Consider the following 18,321-nt stretch of genomic DNA (forward strand, 5'->3'; position numbering starts at 1 on the left):
AAACGGAATATGAACCAACCACAAAAATTTATACCGCAAGAAATCATCCGAAATAAGCGCGATGGTGGCAAGCTGACTGAAGCAGAAATCCAGTTTTTTGTTGACGGCGTAACTGATCATTCTATTTCAGAAGGGCAAATTGCAGCATTTGCCATGGCCGTATTCTTCCAAGGTATGACAATGCAGGAACGGATCTGGCTAACCCGGGCAAAAACCCATTCAGGCCATGTCATGGATTGGTCAGAAGCCGGTCTGGGTCGGCCCGTAGTCGACAAACACTCTACCGGCGGCGTCGGAGACAAAGTCAGCTTGATGCTCGCGCCCATTATAGCCGCGTGCGGCGGCGCGGTACCGATGATCTCCGGCCGAGGCCTTGGACATACGGGCGGTACCCTGGATAAACTGGATAGTGTTCCTGGCTATAATACGTCACCGAGCCCCGAATTATTGATGCAAACCATTAAAGATGTTGGCTGTGCAATTATAGGCCAAACCGAAGATCTGGCACCTGCTGACAAACGATTTTATGCAACTCGCGATGTAACAGCCACTGTTGAATCAATCCCACTTATCACGGCATCAATCTTGTCTAAGAAATTATCCGCAGGGCTCGACGCACTTGTCATGGATGTTAAGTTCGGTTCCGGGGCATTCAAGGATGACTATGACGAAGCAATGGAATTGGCGCGCAGTATTGTTGCAGTCGCGAATGGTTACGGCATGCCCACAACAGCGCTCCTCACTGATATGAATGAGGTTCTCGGTAAAACAGCTGGAAATGCCATTGAAGTACGAGAAACCATCGATTTCTTGATGGGTAAAAACGTTGATTCCAGATTGTCAGAAGTCGTCGCCGCGTTATGTTCTGAAATGCTCGTTTTGACGGGCCTTGTGGATGAAATCTCGGCCCCTCACGCGGTAACCGGCGCCCTTTCAAGCGGTGCCGCCGCCGCCAAATTTGCGGAAATGATTACGGCCCTTGGTGGACCGCCCGACCTCATGACCAACATGGATCAATATCTACCGCTTGCCCCAATCCGCCGGCATGTCATTGCACCAAAGCGTGGCTATTTAGCCAAATTAAACGTTCGCGAGTTTGGTGTCGCCATAATTGATTTGGGCGGTGGACGGCTTCGTGCATCTGACAAAATTGATCACAGCGTTGGGTTGGGCGATATCGCAGGTCTCGGCACAAAACTAGGGCCCAGAAAACCAATCGCGACAATATACGCTCAAAATGACGCCGATGCAGATAAAGCTGAAAAGCGCCTTCTGGCAGCAATAACAATCTCTGATGACGTGCCTGTTTCTTCCCCGGCCATTCGGGCTCGGCTAACGAAGGAGGATTTATGACGCGTGCAATTATAATTGTTCTGGATAGTTTCGGGCTAGGAGCAGCGCGGGACGCCGAGCTTTTTGGGGATGTCGGCGCCGATACCTTCGGACATATCATTGACGCAGCCATTAACAACAGGGCAGACGCCCCATATCGAAAAGGTGAACTCAGTCTTCCAAATCTAGAACGACTCGGGTTATTTGCCGCCCATGATACATATCATGGAAAGACCCCGAAAAGCCGCGAATTTGCGGGCCTATACGGTGTTGCGAATGAAAAAAGCAAAGGAAAAGATACACCTTCGGGCCACTGGGAAATGGCAGGTGTGCCGGTTTTATTTGACTGGGGATATTTTCCCAAGACCGTTCCCTGTTTTCCGGAACACCTGACAGAATCCTTAATTGAACAAGGCAATATTCCAGGGGTGCTTGGAAATTGTCATGCTTCGGGCACCGAAATCATCGAGCGCCTCGGCTCTAAGCATCTAAAAAGTGGAAAGCCGATTGTGTATACTTCCGCCGACAGTGTATTTCAGATAGCCGCTCATGAAGATCAGTTTGGCCTACAACGTCTGTATGATTTATGTGACTTAGCTCGAAAACTTGTGGATGAATATGAAATTGGGCGTGTAATTGCGCGCCCTTTTACCGGTACTCCGGGTACCTTTACACGAACAGCAAACCGCCGGGATCTCGCAGTTCCTCCGCCAGAACTGACGTTGCTTGATCATCTGACAACCAATAAGCGGCAAGTAATTTCTATTGGTAAGATTGGTGATATTTTTGCCCATCACGGGACCGGAGAGATAATCAAAGCTGCTGGAAATATGGCACTCGTCGATGCAACTCTTGAGGCTCTCGACAAGGCAGACTCCGGTAGTTTGGTTTTCACTAATCTCGTAGATTTCGATCAATCATTCGGGCATCGTAGAGATGTGCCCGGCTATGCGCATGCGTTAGAAGAATTCGATGCCCGGCTGCCAGAGATAGAAGCAAAATTACGCCCTGGCGATCTAGTTGTGCTCACGGCCGATCATGGGTGTGATCCGACCTGGCCCGGCTCAGATCATACTCGTGAAGTAGTTCCCATTATTGCCTTCGGCCCAAATGTCACTGGCCGTTCCATCGGTGAGCGCGAAACCTTTGCCGATATCGGACAAAGTATCGCGCGCCACTTATCCATTCCTCCATTATCCAACGGTATTTCGTTTCTGGAGCAATAATGGTCAAAAAAGCCGAATTGCATGTCCATCTCGAAGGAACGGCAACACCCGCACTTGTAAAAAAATTGGCGGAGAAGAATGGTGCGGACCTGGACCCGACGACATTCAAGTCCGATGGAGAATTTTCTTGGACGACCTTCTGGGAATTCCTGGATTGCTACGATAAGGCTGCGGCAGCAATTAGATCCAAAGATGATTACCGCCTCGTTACCTATGACTATCTGGCCCGTTGTGCTCGGGAAGACGTTATATATGTTGAGATGTTTTCCTCTCCTGACCATGCAGCGGAAGCCGGTATGAGCTACAGCGATCACCTAGAGGGTATTGCCGCTGGTATTGACGACGCTTATCGAGATTTTGGTATCGTTGGCCGTATCATAGTGACCTGTGTCCGGCATCTGGGCCCAGAGAAAGCACTTAGGGTGGCGACCGCTTTTGTCAATAATCCTCATCCCTTTGTCGTTGGTTTTGGTATGGGCGGGGATGAGACACAGTTTCACCCCAAAGACTTTACCGCTGCGTTTAACCTCGCTCAACGAGCGGGATATCAAACAACGAACCACGCGGGCGAATTCGGTGGGCCCGAAAGCATTCGGGCTTCATTAGATCACTTGCCAATAACGCGGATCGGCCATGGCGTGCGTGCAATAGAAGATGGTGAGCTTCTCGAAGAGATTGCAGATCGGCGAATTCCGCTAGAACTCTGTCCAGGCAGTAATGTTTCAACTGGACTATATGGAGACCGTAAATTGCACCCTTTTGGGAAAATTATGGAGGCAGGATGTGTCGTCACTCTAAGCTCTGACGATCCACCTTTTTTCGCGACTTCTGTCGGATATGAATATGAACAGGCCGCGATAAACTATGATCTAGGTACAAAAGCGCTCGAGGATATTACGCGAAATGCTGTTCATGCAGCCTTTTGTGATGACGATTTGAAAGAGCGCCTTTTAGCGTCGATTTGACACACAGCGTCAATTTTTCTTCTTTGCCGCCGCTGGATTTTCTTCGATTGTTATTTTTATATTTTTTGGATTTGATTTATTAAAACGGTCAAGAACTTCTTCGGTAATATCCATTGCGTGGTCAAAAAAGACGGTTTTTTCTCGATCAATTCCGACATTTACACCTTTTTCTTTACTGACGGCTGCAGCTTGCGCAATTATTAAGCCACGTAATCGTTGGCGTACACGCTGAATAACTTGGTTGAACTTCCCGCGCAGAACCTGAGATTCACGTTGTAGGTTTTGATGGGTGATGTTCAGTTTTTCCAGCTTCTTTTTATACGCATCCGGTGAAATAATCGCACGCTGTTTGTCGAGCTGCTCTTTCTCTTTTTTGAGGCTCGCACTTCTCTTTTTTAAATCTTCATCTACCTTTTTAAGTTTTTCTTCGATTTCCGCTTCTGCGGCCTTTGTTGGTTTGGAAACCTTCAAGATGTAACTAATATCGACAACTGCAATTATCGCTTCCGGCAACTTCTTTTCTTCAGCAGCGACAGCAATACCAGTGTTCTCCATATGAACGGAAAAAACGATAGCGAAGGCACAAAAACCAAGGATCGTATTTCGAAATTTATTGACCAAAATTCGTTCTCTCATAGAAGGTAAGTTACGGAATATCATTAGTGTATTTGGCATCAAACTAGCAAATAGATATCCATTTTAACAGCTATTTCAATAGAAACCTGAAAGATCGCCGTCCCAAGTGAGGCAGAGCTTAGCTCCACCCCAATTTTCGACGTTCAACTCAAAATAAAACCCGCACGTGGGAAATGAATTATTACATCTCCAACAATGTCATTCGTATGACGGATAGCGACTTCCTGAGAAGTTAACGTAATCAGCGTTCCCGTAACGGGAATCCGCCCTGAATCATTAGGCGTTACCGTTACTTGCCCGCCTTTGCTGTGCCCTTCAACACTGACAATTTCTCCAGTATAATCAGAAACATCTTCCGAATTCGCAATTTCCAGCGCTTCCTTGGAGGTCATATCGGACTGGCTACCATGTCCGAAGGCCGCAATGCGACCCATCCAAGCGTTCAACTTCGGAAATTTGGCGATTACAGCTTTAGCTTCTGGAACGCGACCAGCGAACCAAAGACAATAATACATATTGAAATCAACCAGACTCGCGACATCACCAAGAAAATAGGAACGTCCGTCTTCAAGGCCTTGCTCAGCCCAATCCAACATCGAAGAGAATTGTTGAAAGGAATACGGCAAACCGGCCTTCATTTTTTCAATATTAATATTTCCACCAGAAAGCTCGGCCCGGTCTTTTATGAATTCATCCGGCATCTGGTCACCAAAGCTGCCAAAGACGATCGCAACACAAATTCCAAACAATGCTTTGTCGGTAAAAAAACTGGTTCCCCAGCCTAAATAATCACTTCCATTTGGGAAAAGGCTAGGTGTCGGTAACCGCGCTTCGATTTCTCGAATGATTATTTGCGTATCACAATAAATATGTGCACCAACTTGCATAACGGGCGTTTTACGATATCCACCTGTAAGTGGCATAATGTCTGGTTTTGGCATCATTCTCGGGATTTGCACAGATTTCCATTCTGCTCCCTTAAAGCCGAAAATGGACCGGATTTTTTCGCCGAAAGGAGAGGGATCGTAATGGTGAAATATAATGTCAGACAACAGGTTATTCCTTTTTAGGTATGGAGCGCCCCATACGTTTTATTTTTTCTGCGCACCGGTCCAGTAGTCTATATATTCGTCCATAGACTCAGTCGGTAAAACGGGCTTTTTGCTCGCAGTACCCAAATACAGGAAACCTACGATTTGATCCTTGCCAGTTGCGCCCAGTGAGACCCTGACATGCTCATCAAAACACGGAGCCCCGCTCCGCCAAATACCAGCATAGCCCAGAGCGTGAGCCGCTATCATTATATTTTGGGTCGCCGCCCCTGCAGATAGAATCTGTTCAACATTGGGAACTTTTGGATGTTCTTTAATTTTTGCGATGACGACTATTATTAGCGGTGCCCTAAGCGGCTTTCCACGCGTCTTCTCCAGCATTGCATCGGTTGCTTTTGGATCTCGGATTTTAAGAGCTTCAACCATGACATCACCCAAAGCTTCTCGGGCATCGTTTTTAACAATTAGAAACTTCCACGGGCGCAATCGACAATGATCCGGCGCGCGCACGGCTGCTTGTAACAGAATTTGAATTTCTTTTTGCGAAGGTGCGGGGAATTCCAGCATTGCTGACGATTTTCGGGATAATAAAGCATCAATTGCTTCCATATCTTTAAATTCCTCTTCCGTCCGTCGGCTGCTTCAAAATCGTTCCGTGCTGTACATATCAGAGATTTGGCAGCCCTTGCAAAATTATTTGTGATTTAAGGCGACAAATACAACTAGCAAGTTGTCAACTAACTGTGCAATTCTTATGTTTAAGGTGTCATGAAATTTATTTGGACGCGTACTGAAATAAAAGATCTATTGTCTCAAATCAATTCCTACTGAGGCACAAACGGTAAAGTATAAAAGAAGAATGAGTAAAATTAGGAAGAATCCATGTCTATCAAAACTATCTTGCTCCATCTAAACAATGATCCGCAATTGGAATCTCGGATAGAAACGGCGCTTAATCTGGCGGCGCTTCATGGCGCCCATATCAAGGCGCTCTACACAATTGCACAAGTTACCGTGCCGACATCCTTCATGGGCTATGTTCCCCCGGAATTTATCGAACAATCAAAAGTAGCTGAAGAAAAGCAGGCTGCAGAGGCCAAGGCGAAGCTTGAAAAATTGTCAGGTGCTGTCGGACAGGAAATCGAGATAGTCGTCGAAGAAGGATATGCGCCGGACTTGATCAACGAGCATGCTGTTGCAGTAGATTTGGTTATCGTTGGGCAGGGAGACCCAGATGCCGATAACAACATGCAAAGCCAATATATCGCTGACGAGCTCGTCGTGAGTTCTCCCCGCCCAGTCCTCGTAATTCCTTATGCGGGTGAATACAAGAAATTTGGAAAACATGTGTTGGTCGCATGGAATAATTCTCGTGAAGCTTCACGCGCTCTTCATGAAGCGCTTCCCTTTCTTACCGTTGCAACCAAAGTCACACTTCTCAGTGTGAATGCCGATGAAGATGAAAGCTATGCAACAGATCACGTCATAGCGCATCTTAAGCGACACGGCGTTGAAGCAGCCTTCAAGGCTGGTGTCTGGCCTGATATTAAAGTCGGTGACGCGCTTTTGGATGCGCTGGTTGATTATAGTGCCGATATGCTTGTAATGGGCGCCTATGGACATAGCCGCCTTCGCGAAATGATTTTGGGCGGAGCAACCGAGAATACGTTAGCACATATGACAGCTCCGGTTTTGTTCGCACACTAAGCTGTCAGAGGTTTGGGCTGACTTAGGGAATAATTGATGCTTTGTCCGTTATTTGCCATTCACCTTGTGGAAGGTTTTTCAAACAAAGGTTTCCGACACGTTGCCTGATAAGGCGCAATGTTGGAAGTCCGACGGCGGCTGTCATGCGGCGAACTTGTCTGTTTTTGCCTTCTGTCAGCGTAATTTTTATCCAAGTCGTGGGTATGTTTTTTCTCATTCTAATGGCGGGTTCACGGGGGGTGAATTCCGGCTGGGGCGACAATCGGGTAACACGGCAAGGTTTGGTCTTATAATTTTTAATTAGTACACCATTTGCTAATGTATCCAATGTTTTTTCGTCCGGATTTCCTTCAATTTGGGCCCAATAAACTCTTTCATGTGCATTTTCAGGATCAAGTAAATCTTTGATAAAAGGCCCATCGTCGCTCAAGATCAGAAGGCCTTCGCTATCCTTGTCAAGCCGTCCCGCCGCATATACGTTTTTAGGCAAACCGTAGTCCGCCAACGTTTTTTGCTCTTCTTCGCCTGTAAACTGACTGAGAACACCATAGGGTTTATGAAAAGCAATATAATTTGGCATTTATTTATTCGTAGCCTGTTTAAAAGCAATCCTTTTGCGTCGATTGCAAAAGGATGCAGGTTATCAAATGATCACATAATGTCAGGCAAAATTTTTAGCTCTTAGAATTTAATTCTGACATATTTCTCTATTACAGGAATGTATAGAGGATTCACGATAATTTAGCTCTCAAGTTATCGAAATTTTAGGTAATTCACGTCATGTTGTAATGCGATTTAACATAGCGACAACATCGTTATTGATAAAATTCTAGGATATGCGGTTTAAATGGTCCAAAAATCTAGTGCAATTGTCCGATTTATCGGAAAACGAGAGGAAGATGCGCAGCAACTAAGCTGGCTCCTCTCCAATACCGCACATCCGCATTTTTCGCTTGAGCATATTAATGATTTGCAAGAATTTCTGAATAAGGGAAGCAGCCGAGAGGGCGACGTTATTCTGTTGGACGTAACGCAAGACGCTGAATGCCAGTTTGAGATGATGACAGTTCTTCATCAAAAAATGACAAATTCACCAATAGTCGTACTTACCGGTGATGATGAGGAAATTGGCCGCGAAGCAATTCGCCGAGGAGCCCAAGATTACCTGGTCAAAGCCCAACTTACAACAGACAGCATGTCCCGCAGCCTACACAATGCGGTTCAGAGACATGAAATTCACCGACGGGATGCGCAAGCCGCGCCACTACTAGATTCTGCCACCGCAGTTCTCAACCGCTTACCCATAGGGGTGATATTAGTGACGGCGGATTCCAAAATTTTATTTTTCAACGGCAAAGCTAAATCGTATTTAGAGAAAGCCGACGGTCTTGTAGTCGGGCCAGACCGTATTTGTCGCGCCACACTTCCAGGCGAAAATAAAGCGTTATCCAAACTGCTTTCAGAAACTCTATCACCTTCAACTGAAAATAAATCGGAAGCTGAATTCGCTATTTCGTTAACTCGCATGGAAAATGATTCACCTCTGAATATTATGGTTGCGCCGATTGGAACCGGTGTAGCGGGTAAAGGGGCTGTCTTATTCGTTTCTGACCCTGCTGAACCAGTCGAGCTATCCGTGGAGTCTATTTGCGGCCTTTATGGACTTACACCTGCAGAAGGTCGTCTGGCTCTCGGTCTCACTAACGGTCACACATTGGACGATCTAGCGGTGAAATGGGGCGTCAGTATGCACACGGTTAGATCTCAGTTGCGGCAAGTTTTCCGTAAAACAGATACGAGTCGTCAAAGTGAAGTCGTAAAACTTATACTTACAGGCCCGGCAGCATTGCAGGCTTCTTCCGTCCTCTAGCGATCGTTATTTCACTTTTTGTCCTCGTCCGTGCTTGGTTTGTCCGCAAAATATTGCCATTCTTCCCGGCCACCGCGGTTCTCAAGATAGTTTATTAGAGCGCTGACAGTTTTCCGATCGAACCGGGTATCCGCATCCTCCAACAGTTGTCGAACAGCTGCGCTAAAACCCAAAGCACTTCTATATGCGCGTGGGCTCACCATACCGACAAAGGCATTTGCGACAGCAATTATCCGCGCTGCTTCGCCAATTTCCTCTCCCTGCAATCCTCGTGGTTGACCAGAACCGTCCCAATTCTCTTGAAGTTGCCTCAAGGTCGCAGCAACGGGCAAATCGAAATCAACTTCTTCCAGTAAATCTGCACTAGCGACAAGACTATTGCGAATGACATCCATTTCCTTAGCGGACAAATTTTTGGTCTTTGTTAAAAGATCTGGCGGTACAAGGATCTTTCCGATGTTCATAAGATTGCCGGTAATATCGACCGTACGAACTGTCTCCTCTGACGTTTTCATTTCTCCAGCTACTGCTACCGCTACCTTAGCCACACGGCGGGACTGATCCGCCGAAAAAGGATCACGTCGATCTACAAATGCGACCAACGTCGAAACGAGACTACGTAGAACAGTTTCACGCCTTTCACGTTCGGTAACAACATCCGTTATATCTTGAAAAACGGTTAAGACTTCTTTGCTGGCTCGAGAAGATCGCAAGGGAATGAAATCAGACTTAATGATCTTTTTGGAATCACCTTCATCAAGACGTGTAATCGTAGAACGCGGCTGAAAATCACCACGGACCAAATCAGTCATTTCAACAATTTCCTTCGCATGAACCGGCCCGAGAACACTGGCTATTTTTTTACCAATCATTTCTTCTTGAGATATTTCGGCTTCATCCGACGCAACGCGATTGGCAAAGGTGTATTTATCCTCTGCATCAAACACGACAATAGTCGTAGGCTGTTGATCGGTAACGATCTTAAGAAACTCGCTTCTTTCCTTTAAATGTTCTGCTGTTCCTTTATATCTGGAAGCAAGCTCCGATGCGCGAATTGACGTGCCGTGACGCCAAACGGCAATAACCGTCACCGCAACCCCAACAATGAGCAGGATAAAAATCCCAAGCATTGTCGACAGTCGTTCTTCCGTTTCCGACAATGCTTCACGAACCGCAATGGTTCTTACAAGGAACCAGGGCGCGCCAGATAAGGCACGGCCGGTAACCAGCACCTTATTTCCTAAATAATCATTAGCAACTGTAAAGTCACCGGGATACTCAACGGCAAACGCAGCCGCAAGTGTATTTTTTATGCTCAGCTTTCTCCCAAGTGCTCTTGTTCCATCTGCCAGCGGAGAAATGTATTGAACCAGATTTCCTTCGCGACGGACCAGATAAGTCTCCGCGGTTTGCATTGTGTCCCCTGGCTGGACCAATAAAGGATATAGTGAAGGATTGACCGTACGAACGCCAACAACAAAACCAATAACTTCCTGACTAGATCCATCGCCTTGTACAGCAAATACTGGCCACACATACCCCATTGTCGGATCCCCGCCAATTCCTTGGTACAGGTCAATAAGCGCCGGCTGACCGTTTCCTGCTTCAGCCATTGCGGCACGAATATTCGGATTGAGTGGCGGCATATTGCCGCTAGAAACTAACAAGCTGCCGGTATTATCTGTAAGCGCGATACCCGCCCGGCCTGGACGTGATACGTTGGCTCTTATCTCGGGCTCTTCGGGTTCCCAAAATCCACTGATGACTGCCTGATTATTTAGAAGGTTAATGAGATACCCAGCTTCGGGAACATCGGATATTGCATTTCCATTTTCGTTCGTTTCAATCACTAACTGGGTCAAATAAACCTGTAGAGACGCATTATTCGCTAACGTACCAATCGCTTGTTTCTGTTCGCGCAACCATTCTTCGACACTTGCCGCACGGCTCTCCGCCACAATGCCTAATCTGATTTCCCAATTCTGAAGGTCGCGACCTCGTTGTTCTTCTATGAATTTGAAAGTGCCCCAAATACCAGCAACGACAACCGCTAAAAGCAAGACCATACCAATTGCTACAGAAGTATATGCCTTGTTTTTTCCGCTATGTTCGATGTCGAATTCTGACATTCCAGACCTCTATGAAAATACTATTGCGAACAGAATGCCGCGAAACTCTTTAAGATAGGTAAATTTTTATACAGTTTTGGGTAGCCCGTAATATTTAACTTGAAGCCAATTTCATACAATTTTTTAGTGTTTGTTAAGAGTTTATTGTCCATAATATAAAAATATTTTGGCCAGCATATTGCGCGCGCTACATTGAAAGACCAAGTTCAAAAGTAATGACCGGATTGTTATTAAAACTTAGAGTGTCCATTTTGGCACTTGTCCTTGGTGGTGCTTTACTTATTAGCCCACTTGCGACGAATGCAGAAGCTGTTGGATTGTTTGATTATCGAGCAACACCTTACGAAGGCTTAAAACCTTTTCCCAAATGGCGGCACGTTCTGGAATCCTATAAAGACGAGCCTGGAGATTGCCAATCCGGAAAATACAATAGATGCGCCCATCAAAAATGGCTGGCGTTGATTGAAGATTGGCGAGAGCTATCGAAAGAGGAGCAGCTTAATCGTGTAAATCGGCATATGAACCTATTTCGATACATTTTGGATCCGGTCAATTGGGGTGTTCGCGATTACTGGGAGACCCCAAAAGAGTTTTTTGCTCGTTTTGGAGATTGTGAAGACTATGCCATCGTAAAGTATTTTACGCTTCGAGCTTTGGGGTGGTCAGCAGACGATATGAAAATTGTTGTTCTGCAAGACATGAATCTTGGTATTGCCCACGCCATTCTTGTCGTCGAATTTAATGGTGAAAATCTTGTGCTAGACAATCAAATTGGTCAGGTTATAAACGCCAACCGAATCAAGCATTATCGTCCCATCTACTCCGTCAACGAAATTGGCTGGTGGCGTCACAAAGAACCATAATCGATGACAACTTATCCCTTAGGGAGCTGTTTCTTGCGATTCAAAAAGATTTAACCCTTACTTCCTGGCAAAGCTTCTTCAGGCAAGATAACGCCCAATGTTGTGTTCAATCGACCCATTGTTGCCAGCAGCCGATATTTGGAAAACAGAACCGAATATTCCACTGTTACTAAAGAAGTACGCGAGTTAAATAATTCATTGTCTGCATCAAGCAAATCGAGCAAATCCCGTTGACCGATTTGAAATTCCTGAGCGTAAGTAGACGCGACTTGTCCGTTTGCAACTACTTCTTGCGATAGCACTGTCGCTCGCGCTTGAGAACGCGCCATGGTACTCCAACTTCGGCGAACTTCTTCTTCAACCAGACGGTCAAATCTTAGTTTCCGTTGCTCAGACTCGGATTTTCTGGCAATCGCTTCTTTTTCCCGGCCGACATCAATACCACCGCGATACAAATTATAATTCAGGCGAACCATCGCCGAAAAATCGTCATTGTGACCTTCAATCCCGTCAATATTGTGATCGGCCGATCCCCCGACCTCAAGATTTACAGTTGGGTAGAAGTTTGAATTAGCCGCATCAATTTCTGCTTCAGAGGTTTTGACGTCTGATTCTGCAAATTTAATATCTGGGTTACTATCGAGAGCAATCGCAACGATATCATCTATATTGACAGGCAACGTTCCGTCGCTAAATTCTGGCAATTCCAAGTTAATCGGATTAATCCCGACAACCCGTAAATAGGAAATCTCAGAATCATCAAGTGCACGCAACGTTTCTACAAGCGTATCCTGGGCTGCGGCTAAGCGTGCCTGTGCTTGTTGATCATCACCTATTCCACTTTGCCCGGCTTTCACCCTGTCTTGAATCTCGGCCAGTGTCTGACGATGCTTTTCAACATTGTCTGTTGCCAGATTCACGATTTCAAGGCTACGTAAAGTGTCCAAATAAGAACGAATGGCATCGAGAGCAATCGCTTCAGCGCGTTCTTTTACCCGATAAGCAGCACTATCAACACGGTTTTCCTGCCGATCAACCTCAGCTGCCCGAAACCCACCATCAATTAAAGTTTGTGATAATATTAGACTGGATTCAGTCCTGACAAGCTCTTCGTTGTCGATTGTAACTGTGTCAGTCCATTCCCAACCGGCGCCCGCTGCTAAATCCAATGACGGAAGATAAAGGCCTTCAGCCTGACGTAATTCCTGATCGACAGCCCGACGGTTCGCCGAGGCCTCAGCGATTTCAGGGTATGTAGCGACCGTCATCTGCACTGCCTCTTTAAGCGTCTCAGACTGCGCGGCACCAGTAACCACAAAGCTCCCAAATACGGCTGTCAGAACACTAGCGGAAATCACACGCCTCGTTCTTGCTGCCCTACTTTTGAACGTCATTCCCCTCTCCCAACTAATAAATATCTGTTTTAGCCTGTAAAAACCGGACCTTGGTTTTCAATAAATCTTCCAGATCCGCCCTGCATAATCCGAAATAAAATATCAATTTTCCTAAATCTTCCACAATTTTGCGGCAAGATAGGGCGACAATCAACTCTATACGTACAAGCCTTATCTTAAAAAATCACCCTTGATGCCAGCTGTGGCGGAAATAACACAATAAAAAGCCAGACGCCTGCTTTAATCATAACATGGTAATTAATAACCCGCATGAGCTGAGCTTGAAGCTAGAGCTGAAAGACTAGTTTCAGCCAAAAGAATCAGTTATGGTTAATTTTTATTGAAAATTAGGCGAAAACACGTCACTTTGTGCCGAGTCGGAAGCTGAAATTTCGAACTCCTAACATTATGTTTTTTAACTGTAAAACAGCTTTTGAAAACATTAAACAAGACGGCAAAAAGAAACAATAAATTAACTGGTTTTTCACTAATTTGGTGTTGAATTAGTTAATGAAAATTGTGACATGTGTAGCAGAATTGAAAAATGGGGCGAAAAGCTATTTTTCCCGATGCCATCAAATGGTCCGATTGTCGACCTAATTAAGCACATAGCATTGACGTGCGGATGAACTAGAAAATTGATGTTAATTCTCTTGAATTCTTTGGCGATAAAGGCGAATAGCCTGAATTGGAATAACGGGCATGACGGACAACAAGGATAGCTCTGTGACAGACAAAACCACCCCTGGGCACATAGGCATAAAAACTGCTCAAGAACTGTTTGCACCAAAAGACGGAGAGCAAAAACACGTCGACCCAACTTTTATTACGCCGAACACAGATAGTCTTTCAAATTCGCAAGAAGAAATCAATGACGCGAAGACGAAGGAGAATTGGAAGATAAACCTCTCAGAAGTCAGCCGGGCGGACCAGGATTCTTTACTTGGTTGCTTGACTGCTCTGACAAAAATTTTTGATGATCCTCGAACCGCAGATTCATTGATTTATGGTCTCCCACTCGAAGACAATAAACTAACACCGCAACTTTTCGTTCGCGCCGCGCAGCGCGCCGGTATCAGTGCCCGTATTTCTAACCGCAGCCTAAAGAAAATACCCGATGTCGTCTTACCGTCAATCGTGCTTTTATCCGATCGTCGCGCTTGTATTTTACTTTCGCGCAAAAACGGAATGGCTGATGTTATTTTTCCCGATACCGGCGAAGGAAGCCAATCCATTGCTTTGGAAGAATTGGAAGCGATGTATGCCGGTTATGCAATTTTGGTCAGGCCCGCTTTCAAATATCGCGTGGATAAGGATGAAAATCTTACTCCGAGGAAAGGTTCCTGGTTTTGGGGCACTATGTGGCAATTTTGGCCAACATACCTCCAAGTCGTTATTGCGGCCTTTCTGATCAACAGCTTTGCCATCGCAAGCCCTCTTTTTATCATGAATGTTTATGATCGGGTGGTGCCTAATAAAGCCATTGAAACCCTGTGGGTACTGGCCATCGGTGTGATCATCGTAATCGCCTTTGATCTACTGTTAAAATCCCTACGCTCTTATTTCGTCGACAATGCTGGGAAACGCGCCGACGTTTTACTGTCGAGCCGTATCTTCGAGCAAGTTCTCAACATTCAAGTTAAAGCGCGCCCCGCTTCCGCCGGCGCGTTCGCAAATCACCTGCGTGAGTTCGAAACCTTGCGGGACTTCTTTACATCGGTAACGGTGACGGCCCTTGTCGATCTGCCATTTCTTGGCATATTTCTCTTTATCATTTATCTGATTGGCGGTTCCGTTGCCATTATTCCGGCGATGGCAATCCCGATAGTTTTACTCATTGGTCTGTTTCTGCAATGGCCTATGCGACATGCCGTGGCAAAATCAGCGGAAGAAGCCTCAATGAAGCACGGGGTAATCATTGAAACCATCTCTGCTCTCGACACTGTAAAAAGTATGGGTGTTGAAGGCCACATGCAAAAAGAATGGGAACGGTTTGTCGGCAAGACAGCGCAAACGAGTGTCGCAGCCCGTTTTTTCGCTGGTTTGGGAATTAATCTTTCTGCCGCAGCCATGCAGTTGGTGACCGTAGGCGTCGTTGTTTACGGTGTAATATTGATGAGTGAGCCAAATTCGGCGATGACAGTCGGCGCATTGATTGCTTGTACTATACTGACGGGTCGGACAATGGCTCCTTTGGGGCAAATTGCTGGCTTACTGACCAGATTGAACCAAGCTATGGTAGCATTGAAAGGCTTAAACACGATAATGGCTCTTCCTGTCGAGAGAGGCGCAGGAAAAAGGCATCTTAGCCGACCCAATATACAGGGAGATATTGAATTCCAGAATGTCACCTTTAAATACCCGGATACAGACCTTCCCGCTTTGAGCGATGTTTCTTTCAAGATCAAAGCAGGTGAAAAGGTTGGCATTATCGGTCCTGTCGGTTCTGGTAAAACCACAATTTCCCGTCTTCTCATCAACCTTTACGAACCAAACGAAGGAGCGGTTTTAATTGACGGTACAGATATTCGCCAAATCGACCCCTCGGACATTCGCCGCAGTATCGGCACAGTCATGCAAGACATAACCCTTTTCCAGGCGACCGTAAGACAGAATATCACCATGGGACATCCTCAAGCGGATGACGAGATGATTTTAAAAGCCTCGAAACTCGCCGGCGTGCATGATTTTATTAGCCGGCACCCGCATGGATATGATCTGCATGTTGGGGAAAAAGGAGCAACCATGTCAGGAGGTCAACGGCAAAGCATTGGTCTCGCACGAGCGTTATTGCCTAATCCGCCAATACTGATGCTTGATGAACCGACAAGCGCGATGGATTTGAATTCGGAGCGCCGTTTTATCAGTCGATTAGAAGATTTCGTGGCGGATAAAACACTTCTATTAGTAACGCATCGGACTTCCCTCTTCTCTCTCGTCGATCGGATTATCGTGTTAGGAAATGGAAAAATTGCCGCTGATGGCCCAAGGGACGAAATATTGAAAATTGGACAGCAAGCAAACCGCAAGGCGCAAACCGTCAAAGCGACGACGGTACAGGTATCTAGGAAAAAGGATATCTAATGTCAGGAAAACTAAAATGGAACGATTCAGATTTCGCATCGGACGTTGTGGCTGCAAAAATTCAGGGTCCTAATCCGAGATCGTTTCTTTTGCTAATGGGTATAGTGGCATTTTTTATCGCGGCCTATATCTGGGCTGATCGCGCTGTCCTTGACGAAGTGACCCGAGGAGATGGCAAAGTAATCCCGTCGAGCAAAGTTCAAGTTATTCAGAATCTTGAGGGTGGTATTCTCGAAGAACTTCTCGTTGGTGAAGGCGATATTGTCGAGAAGGGGCAAATTCTGCTGCGCATTGATGACACTGGTTACTCATCCCGTGCCGGTGAGATTGAATCTAACTATCTCAACTTAATGGGCAAGATTTCTCGTCTCGAAGCGGAAGCATCCGGGTCTGGTGTAACCTTTCCCCCCGAACTTTTGGCGGAGCGACAAGATATATCCGTCAGCGAGCAAAACCTTTTCAATGCCCGCCAATCCGAACTTCAATCTCAGATTACAATTCTGCGCCAACAAGCCCAGCAGCGCAATCAAGAAATCCAAGAAATCAACGGGCGTCTCAAGCAATTGCGATCGACACTTGCGCTTGCAAATGAAGAAAAGGCAATTACCGAACCGCTAGTAAAGAAAGGAATTGTTCCAAAAGTACAATTTCTACAATTGAAACGCGAAATAAATGAGCTCCAAGGTCAAATTTCTGCGTCAAAACTAGCACTTCCAAGGGTTGATGGCGCCTTAAAAGAAGCCAATCAGCGAATAGAGGAAAAAATCCTTACCTTTCGGAGCAAAGCATCTCATGAGCTTGGTGTCGTTCGAGCTGAATATGAGGCCGCCCGCCAAGCTATTTTAGGTGTTGCAGATCGTGTCGCCAGAACGGATGTACGATCACCGGTCAACGGCGAAGTCAAAGAACTAAAAATTCAAACAATTGGCGGTGTCGTGAGACCTGGCCAGGACATTATCGAAATTGTTCCTATTGATGACTCGTTACTTGTAGAAGCCCGTATACGACCAGCTGACATTGCCTTTTTAAGGCCGGGTCAGGAAGCGACCGTTAAAATCACGGCTTATGATTTTTCGATTTATGGTGGATTGCCTGCGAAGCTTGAGCGCATTAGTGCTGATACAATTGTCGATGAACAATCAGGAGAGAGTTTTTATCAGATTATTGTACGGACAGATCAGAATTATCTCCAACGCGGGGAAAACACCTATCCAATAATACCGGGTATGGTGGCCTCGGTCGATACTTTGACCGGCCATAAAACTGTTTTAGACTATATATTAAAACCAATTTTAAAAACCCGAGACTCTGCATTGAGAGAACGCTGATGCAGAGGCTATCCAAAGTTTCTGGCATATCTTTGTTGGCTCTATCGGCCTTCCTTTTGCTTGCGCCAACGAAAACGGCAGATGCTGATGTTAAGGTAAATGGGCTGTTCGGAACTGTTGAAATTATCTCCGATAACCTCAATGCTTTGCCTCAGTGGAAACGCGTTATAGAGAGTTTCGAAGAAATCGCTATTGAAGCAAAAAAATGCGACTTAAAAATTGAGGACTGCCAATCACAGCAAATGACCCTTTGGCGGGCGAAAATCAGCGAACTACGGACATCAGGTAAGCGTAACCAAGTTCAGCAAATTAATCGTTTTTTGAATGGTTGGCGAAAACGCACCGATACGGAAAATTATGCGGTAAGCGACTATTGGGCCACACCTCTTGAATTTATGGAAAATGGTGGTGATTCAGAAGATTTTGCTATCATGAAATATATCAGCCTTAAGGAATTAGGCATTCCGCCAGCTGACATGCGAGTTGTCGTTACAAATGACGTTCTACGCAATAACGTACATTCCGTTCTAAGCGTCAGAATTGGCAATGGAATATATATTCTTGATGATCTAAATGACAGCGTTTTAAACGAGAGTTTCGCTCAATATTATTTACCGCTCTATTCCGTCAATGAACAGAATAGATGGGCTCACATTCCAAAAACGGTGTCAGTCGGGCAGGCTTCAAAAGGAACCAACAAAAATGACTGACACTGTTACAAAACTTGAATTGAAC

The 18,321-nt window shown here is 45.8% G+C and carries 15 protein-coding genes; 9 read left to right on the forward strand and 6 right to left on the reverse strand.

Annotated features, from left to right (window positions below; translation table 11 throughout):
* The first annotated feature begins 9 nt into the window (after positions 1-9).
* Genes deoA through add form a run of 3 tightly spaced genes read left to right on the forward strand, consistent with a single transcriptional unit; the run spans position 10 to position 3,523 of the window.
* Positions 10-1,353 carry a thymidine phosphorylase gene (deoA, locus tag V7723_RS09400; RefSeq protein WP_335684204.1) on the forward strand — a complete coding sequence of 448 codons (1,344 nt, stop codon included), beginning with the start codon at positions 10-12 and terminating at the stop codon, positions 1,351-1,353.
* Positions 1,350-2,558, forward strand: a complete 1,209-nt coding sequence (locus tag V7723_RS09405) for a phosphopentomutase (protein WP_335684205.1) — start codon at positions 1,350-1,352, stop codon at positions 2,556-2,558. Before deoA ends, V7723_RS09405 begins: the two co-directional genes overlap by 4 nt.
* Positions 2,558-3,523, forward strand: coding sequence for an adenosine deaminase (add, locus tag V7723_RS09410; RefSeq protein ID WP_335684206.1), 966 nt, complete (start codon positions 2,558-2,560; stop codon positions 3,521-3,523). The genes V7723_RS09405 and add overlap by 1 nt, the downstream gene beginning before the upstream one ends.
* Before the next feature lie 9 nt (positions 3,524-3,532).
* Here the strand turns inward: add and V7723_RS09415 are convergent, their stop codons facing one another.
* From V7723_RS09415 to V7723_RS09425, 3 genes are all read right to left on the reverse strand, one after another.
* A complete protein-coding gene (locus V7723_RS09415) occupies positions 3,533-4,144 on the reverse strand; it encodes an OmpH family outer membrane protein (RefSeq protein WP_335684207.1) in 612 nt (203 codons plus the stop codon).
* 158 nt (positions 4,145-4,302) lie between these two features.
* Entirely contained in the window at positions 4,303-5,211 is a 909-nt protein-coding gene (locus V7723_RS09420; protein ID WP_335684208.1) for a glutathione S-transferase family protein, read from the reverse strand.
* Between the two features lie 39 nt (positions 5,212-5,250).
* Positions 5,251-5,820, reverse strand: a complete 570-nt coding sequence (locus V7723_RS09425; protein ID WP_335684209.1) for a nitroreductase family protein — start codon at positions 5,818-5,820, stop codon at positions 5,251-5,253.
* 273 nt (positions 5,821-6,093) lie between these two features.
* Between V7723_RS09425 and V7723_RS09430 the strand changes: the two genes are divergently transcribed.
* On the forward strand, positions 6,094-6,918 hold the full coding sequence (locus V7723_RS09430) for a universal stress protein (RefSeq protein WP_335684210.1): 825 nt from the start codon (positions 6,094-6,096) through the stop codon (positions 6,916-6,918).
* A 22-nt stretch (positions 6,919-6,940) separates the two neighbouring features.
* On the opposite strand, the gene V7723_RS09435 is transcribed toward V7723_RS09430, so the two are convergent.
* Positions 6,941-7,498 (reverse strand): pseudouridine synthase, encoded by a 558-nt coding sequence (locus V7723_RS09435; protein WP_335684211.1) that lies wholly within the window; start codon positions 7,496-7,498, stop codon positions 6,941-6,943.
* A gap of 267 nt (positions 7,499-7,765) precedes the next feature.
* Between V7723_RS09435 and V7723_RS09440 the strand changes: the two genes are divergently transcribed.
* Positions 7,766-8,788 carry a hypothetical protein gene (locus V7723_RS09440; protein ID WP_335684212.1) on the forward strand — a complete coding sequence of 341 codons (1,023 nt, stop codon included), beginning with the start codon at positions 7,766-7,768 and terminating at the stop codon, positions 8,786-8,788.
* A gap of 11 nt (positions 8,789-8,799) precedes the next feature.
* Here the strand turns inward: V7723_RS09440 and V7723_RS09445 are convergent, their stop codons facing one another.
* Positions 8,800-10,917 (reverse strand): HD-GYP domain-containing protein, encoded by a 2,118-nt coding sequence (locus V7723_RS09445; RefSeq protein ID WP_335684213.1) that lies wholly within the window; start codon positions 10,915-10,917, stop codon positions 8,800-8,802.
* A 215-nt stretch (positions 10,918-11,132) separates the two neighbouring features.
* Between V7723_RS09445 and V7723_RS09450 the strand changes: the two genes are divergently transcribed.
* A complete protein-coding gene (locus tag V7723_RS09450; RefSeq protein WP_335684214.1) occupies positions 11,133-11,780 on the forward strand; it encodes a transglutaminase-like cysteine peptidase in 648 nt (215 codons plus the stop codon).
* A 50-nt stretch (positions 11,781-11,830) separates the two neighbouring features.
* Here the strand turns inward: V7723_RS09450 and V7723_RS09455 are convergent, their stop codons facing one another.
* Positions 11,831-13,174, reverse strand: coding sequence for a TolC family outer membrane protein (locus V7723_RS09455; protein WP_335684215.1), 1,344 nt, complete (start codon positions 13,172-13,174; stop codon positions 11,831-11,833).
* Positions 13,175-13,876: 702 nt separating this feature from the next.
* On the opposite strand from V7723_RS09455, the gene V7723_RS09460 reads away from it, so the two are divergent.
* From V7723_RS09460 to V7723_RS09470, 3 genes are read left to right on the forward strand one after another with little or no spacing between them, the layout of a single operon-like run.
* The gene (locus V7723_RS09460; protein WP_335684216.1) at positions 13,877-16,258 is read left to right on the forward strand and encodes a type I secretion system permease/ATPase; all 2,382 of its coding nucleotides are present in this window, start codon (positions 13,877-13,879) and stop codon (positions 16,256-16,258) included.
* Complete coding sequence (locus tag V7723_RS09465; protein ID WP_335684217.1) at positions 16,258-17,586, forward strand: HlyD family type I secretion periplasmic adaptor subunit; 1,329 nt, start codon at positions 16,258-16,260, stop codon at positions 17,584-17,586. Before V7723_RS09460 ends, V7723_RS09465 begins: the two co-directional genes overlap by 1 nt.
* Complete coding sequence (locus V7723_RS09470) at positions 17,586-18,296, forward strand: transglutaminase-like cysteine peptidase (RefSeq protein WP_335684218.1); 711 nt, start codon at positions 17,586-17,588, stop codon at positions 18,294-18,296. Before V7723_RS09465 ends, V7723_RS09470 begins: the two co-directional genes overlap by 1 nt.
* Positions 18,297-18,321 lie beyond the last annotated feature (25 nt).

It is taken from the genome of Sneathiella sp., assembly GCF_036960985.1.
GTDB lineage: Bacteria > Pseudomonadota > Alphaproteobacteria > Sneathiellales > Sneathiellaceae > Sneathiella.

What these genes read in the sequence shown, in the direction of transcription:
- V7723_RS09435 (WP_335684211.1), bottom strand. Translation starts at nt 7,498, where the DNA reads ATGCCAAATTATATTGCTTTTCATAAACCCTATGGTGTTCTCAGTCAG.
- V7723_RS09455 (WP_335684215.1), bottom strand. Translation starts at nt 13,174, where the DNA reads ATGACGTTCAAAAGTAGGGCAGCAAGAACGAGGCGTGTGATTTCCGCT.
- V7723_RS09405 (WP_335684205.1), top strand. Translation starts at nt 1,350, where the DNA reads ATGACGCGTGCAATTATAATTGTTCTGGATAGTTTCGGGCTAGGAGCA.
- V7723_RS09440 (WP_335684212.1), top strand. Translation starts at nt 7,766, where the DNA reads ATGGTCCAAAAATCTAGTGCAATTGTCCGATTTATCGGAAAACGAGAG.
- V7723_RS09460 (WP_335684216.1), top strand. Translation starts at nt 13,877, where the DNA reads ATGACGGACAACAAGGATAGCTCTGTGACAGACAAAACCACCCCTGGG.
- V7723_RS09450 (WP_335684214.1), top strand. Translation starts at nt 11,133, where the DNA reads ATGACCGGATTGTTATTAAAACTTAGAGTGTCCATTTTGGCACTTGTC.
- V7723_RS09425 (WP_335684209.1), bottom strand. Translation starts at nt 5,820, where the DNA reads ATGGAAGCAATTGATGCTTTATTATCCCGAAAATCGTCAGCAATGCTG.
- V7723_RS09470 (WP_335684218.1), top strand. Translation starts at nt 17,586, where the DNA reads ATGCAGAGGCTATCCAAAGTTTCTGGCATATCTTTGTTGGCTCTATCG.
- V7723_RS09465 (WP_335684217.1), top strand. Translation starts at nt 16,258, where the DNA reads ATGTCAGGAAAACTAAAATGGAACGATTCAGATTTCGCATCGGACGTT.
- deoA (WP_335684204.1), top strand. Translation starts at nt 10, where the DNA reads ATGAACCAACCACAAAAATTTATACCGCAAGAAATCATCCGAAATAAG.
- add (WP_335684206.1), top strand. Translation starts at nt 2,558, where the DNA reads ATGGTCAAAAAAGCCGAATTGCATGTCCATCTCGAAGGAACGGCAACA.
- V7723_RS09430 (WP_335684210.1), top strand. Translation starts at nt 6,094, where the DNA reads ATGTCTATCAAAACTATCTTGCTCCATCTAAACAATGATCCGCAATTG.
- V7723_RS09445 (WP_335684213.1), bottom strand. Translation starts at nt 10,917, where the DNA reads ATGTCAGAATTCGACATCGAACATAGCGGAAAAAACAAGGCATATACT.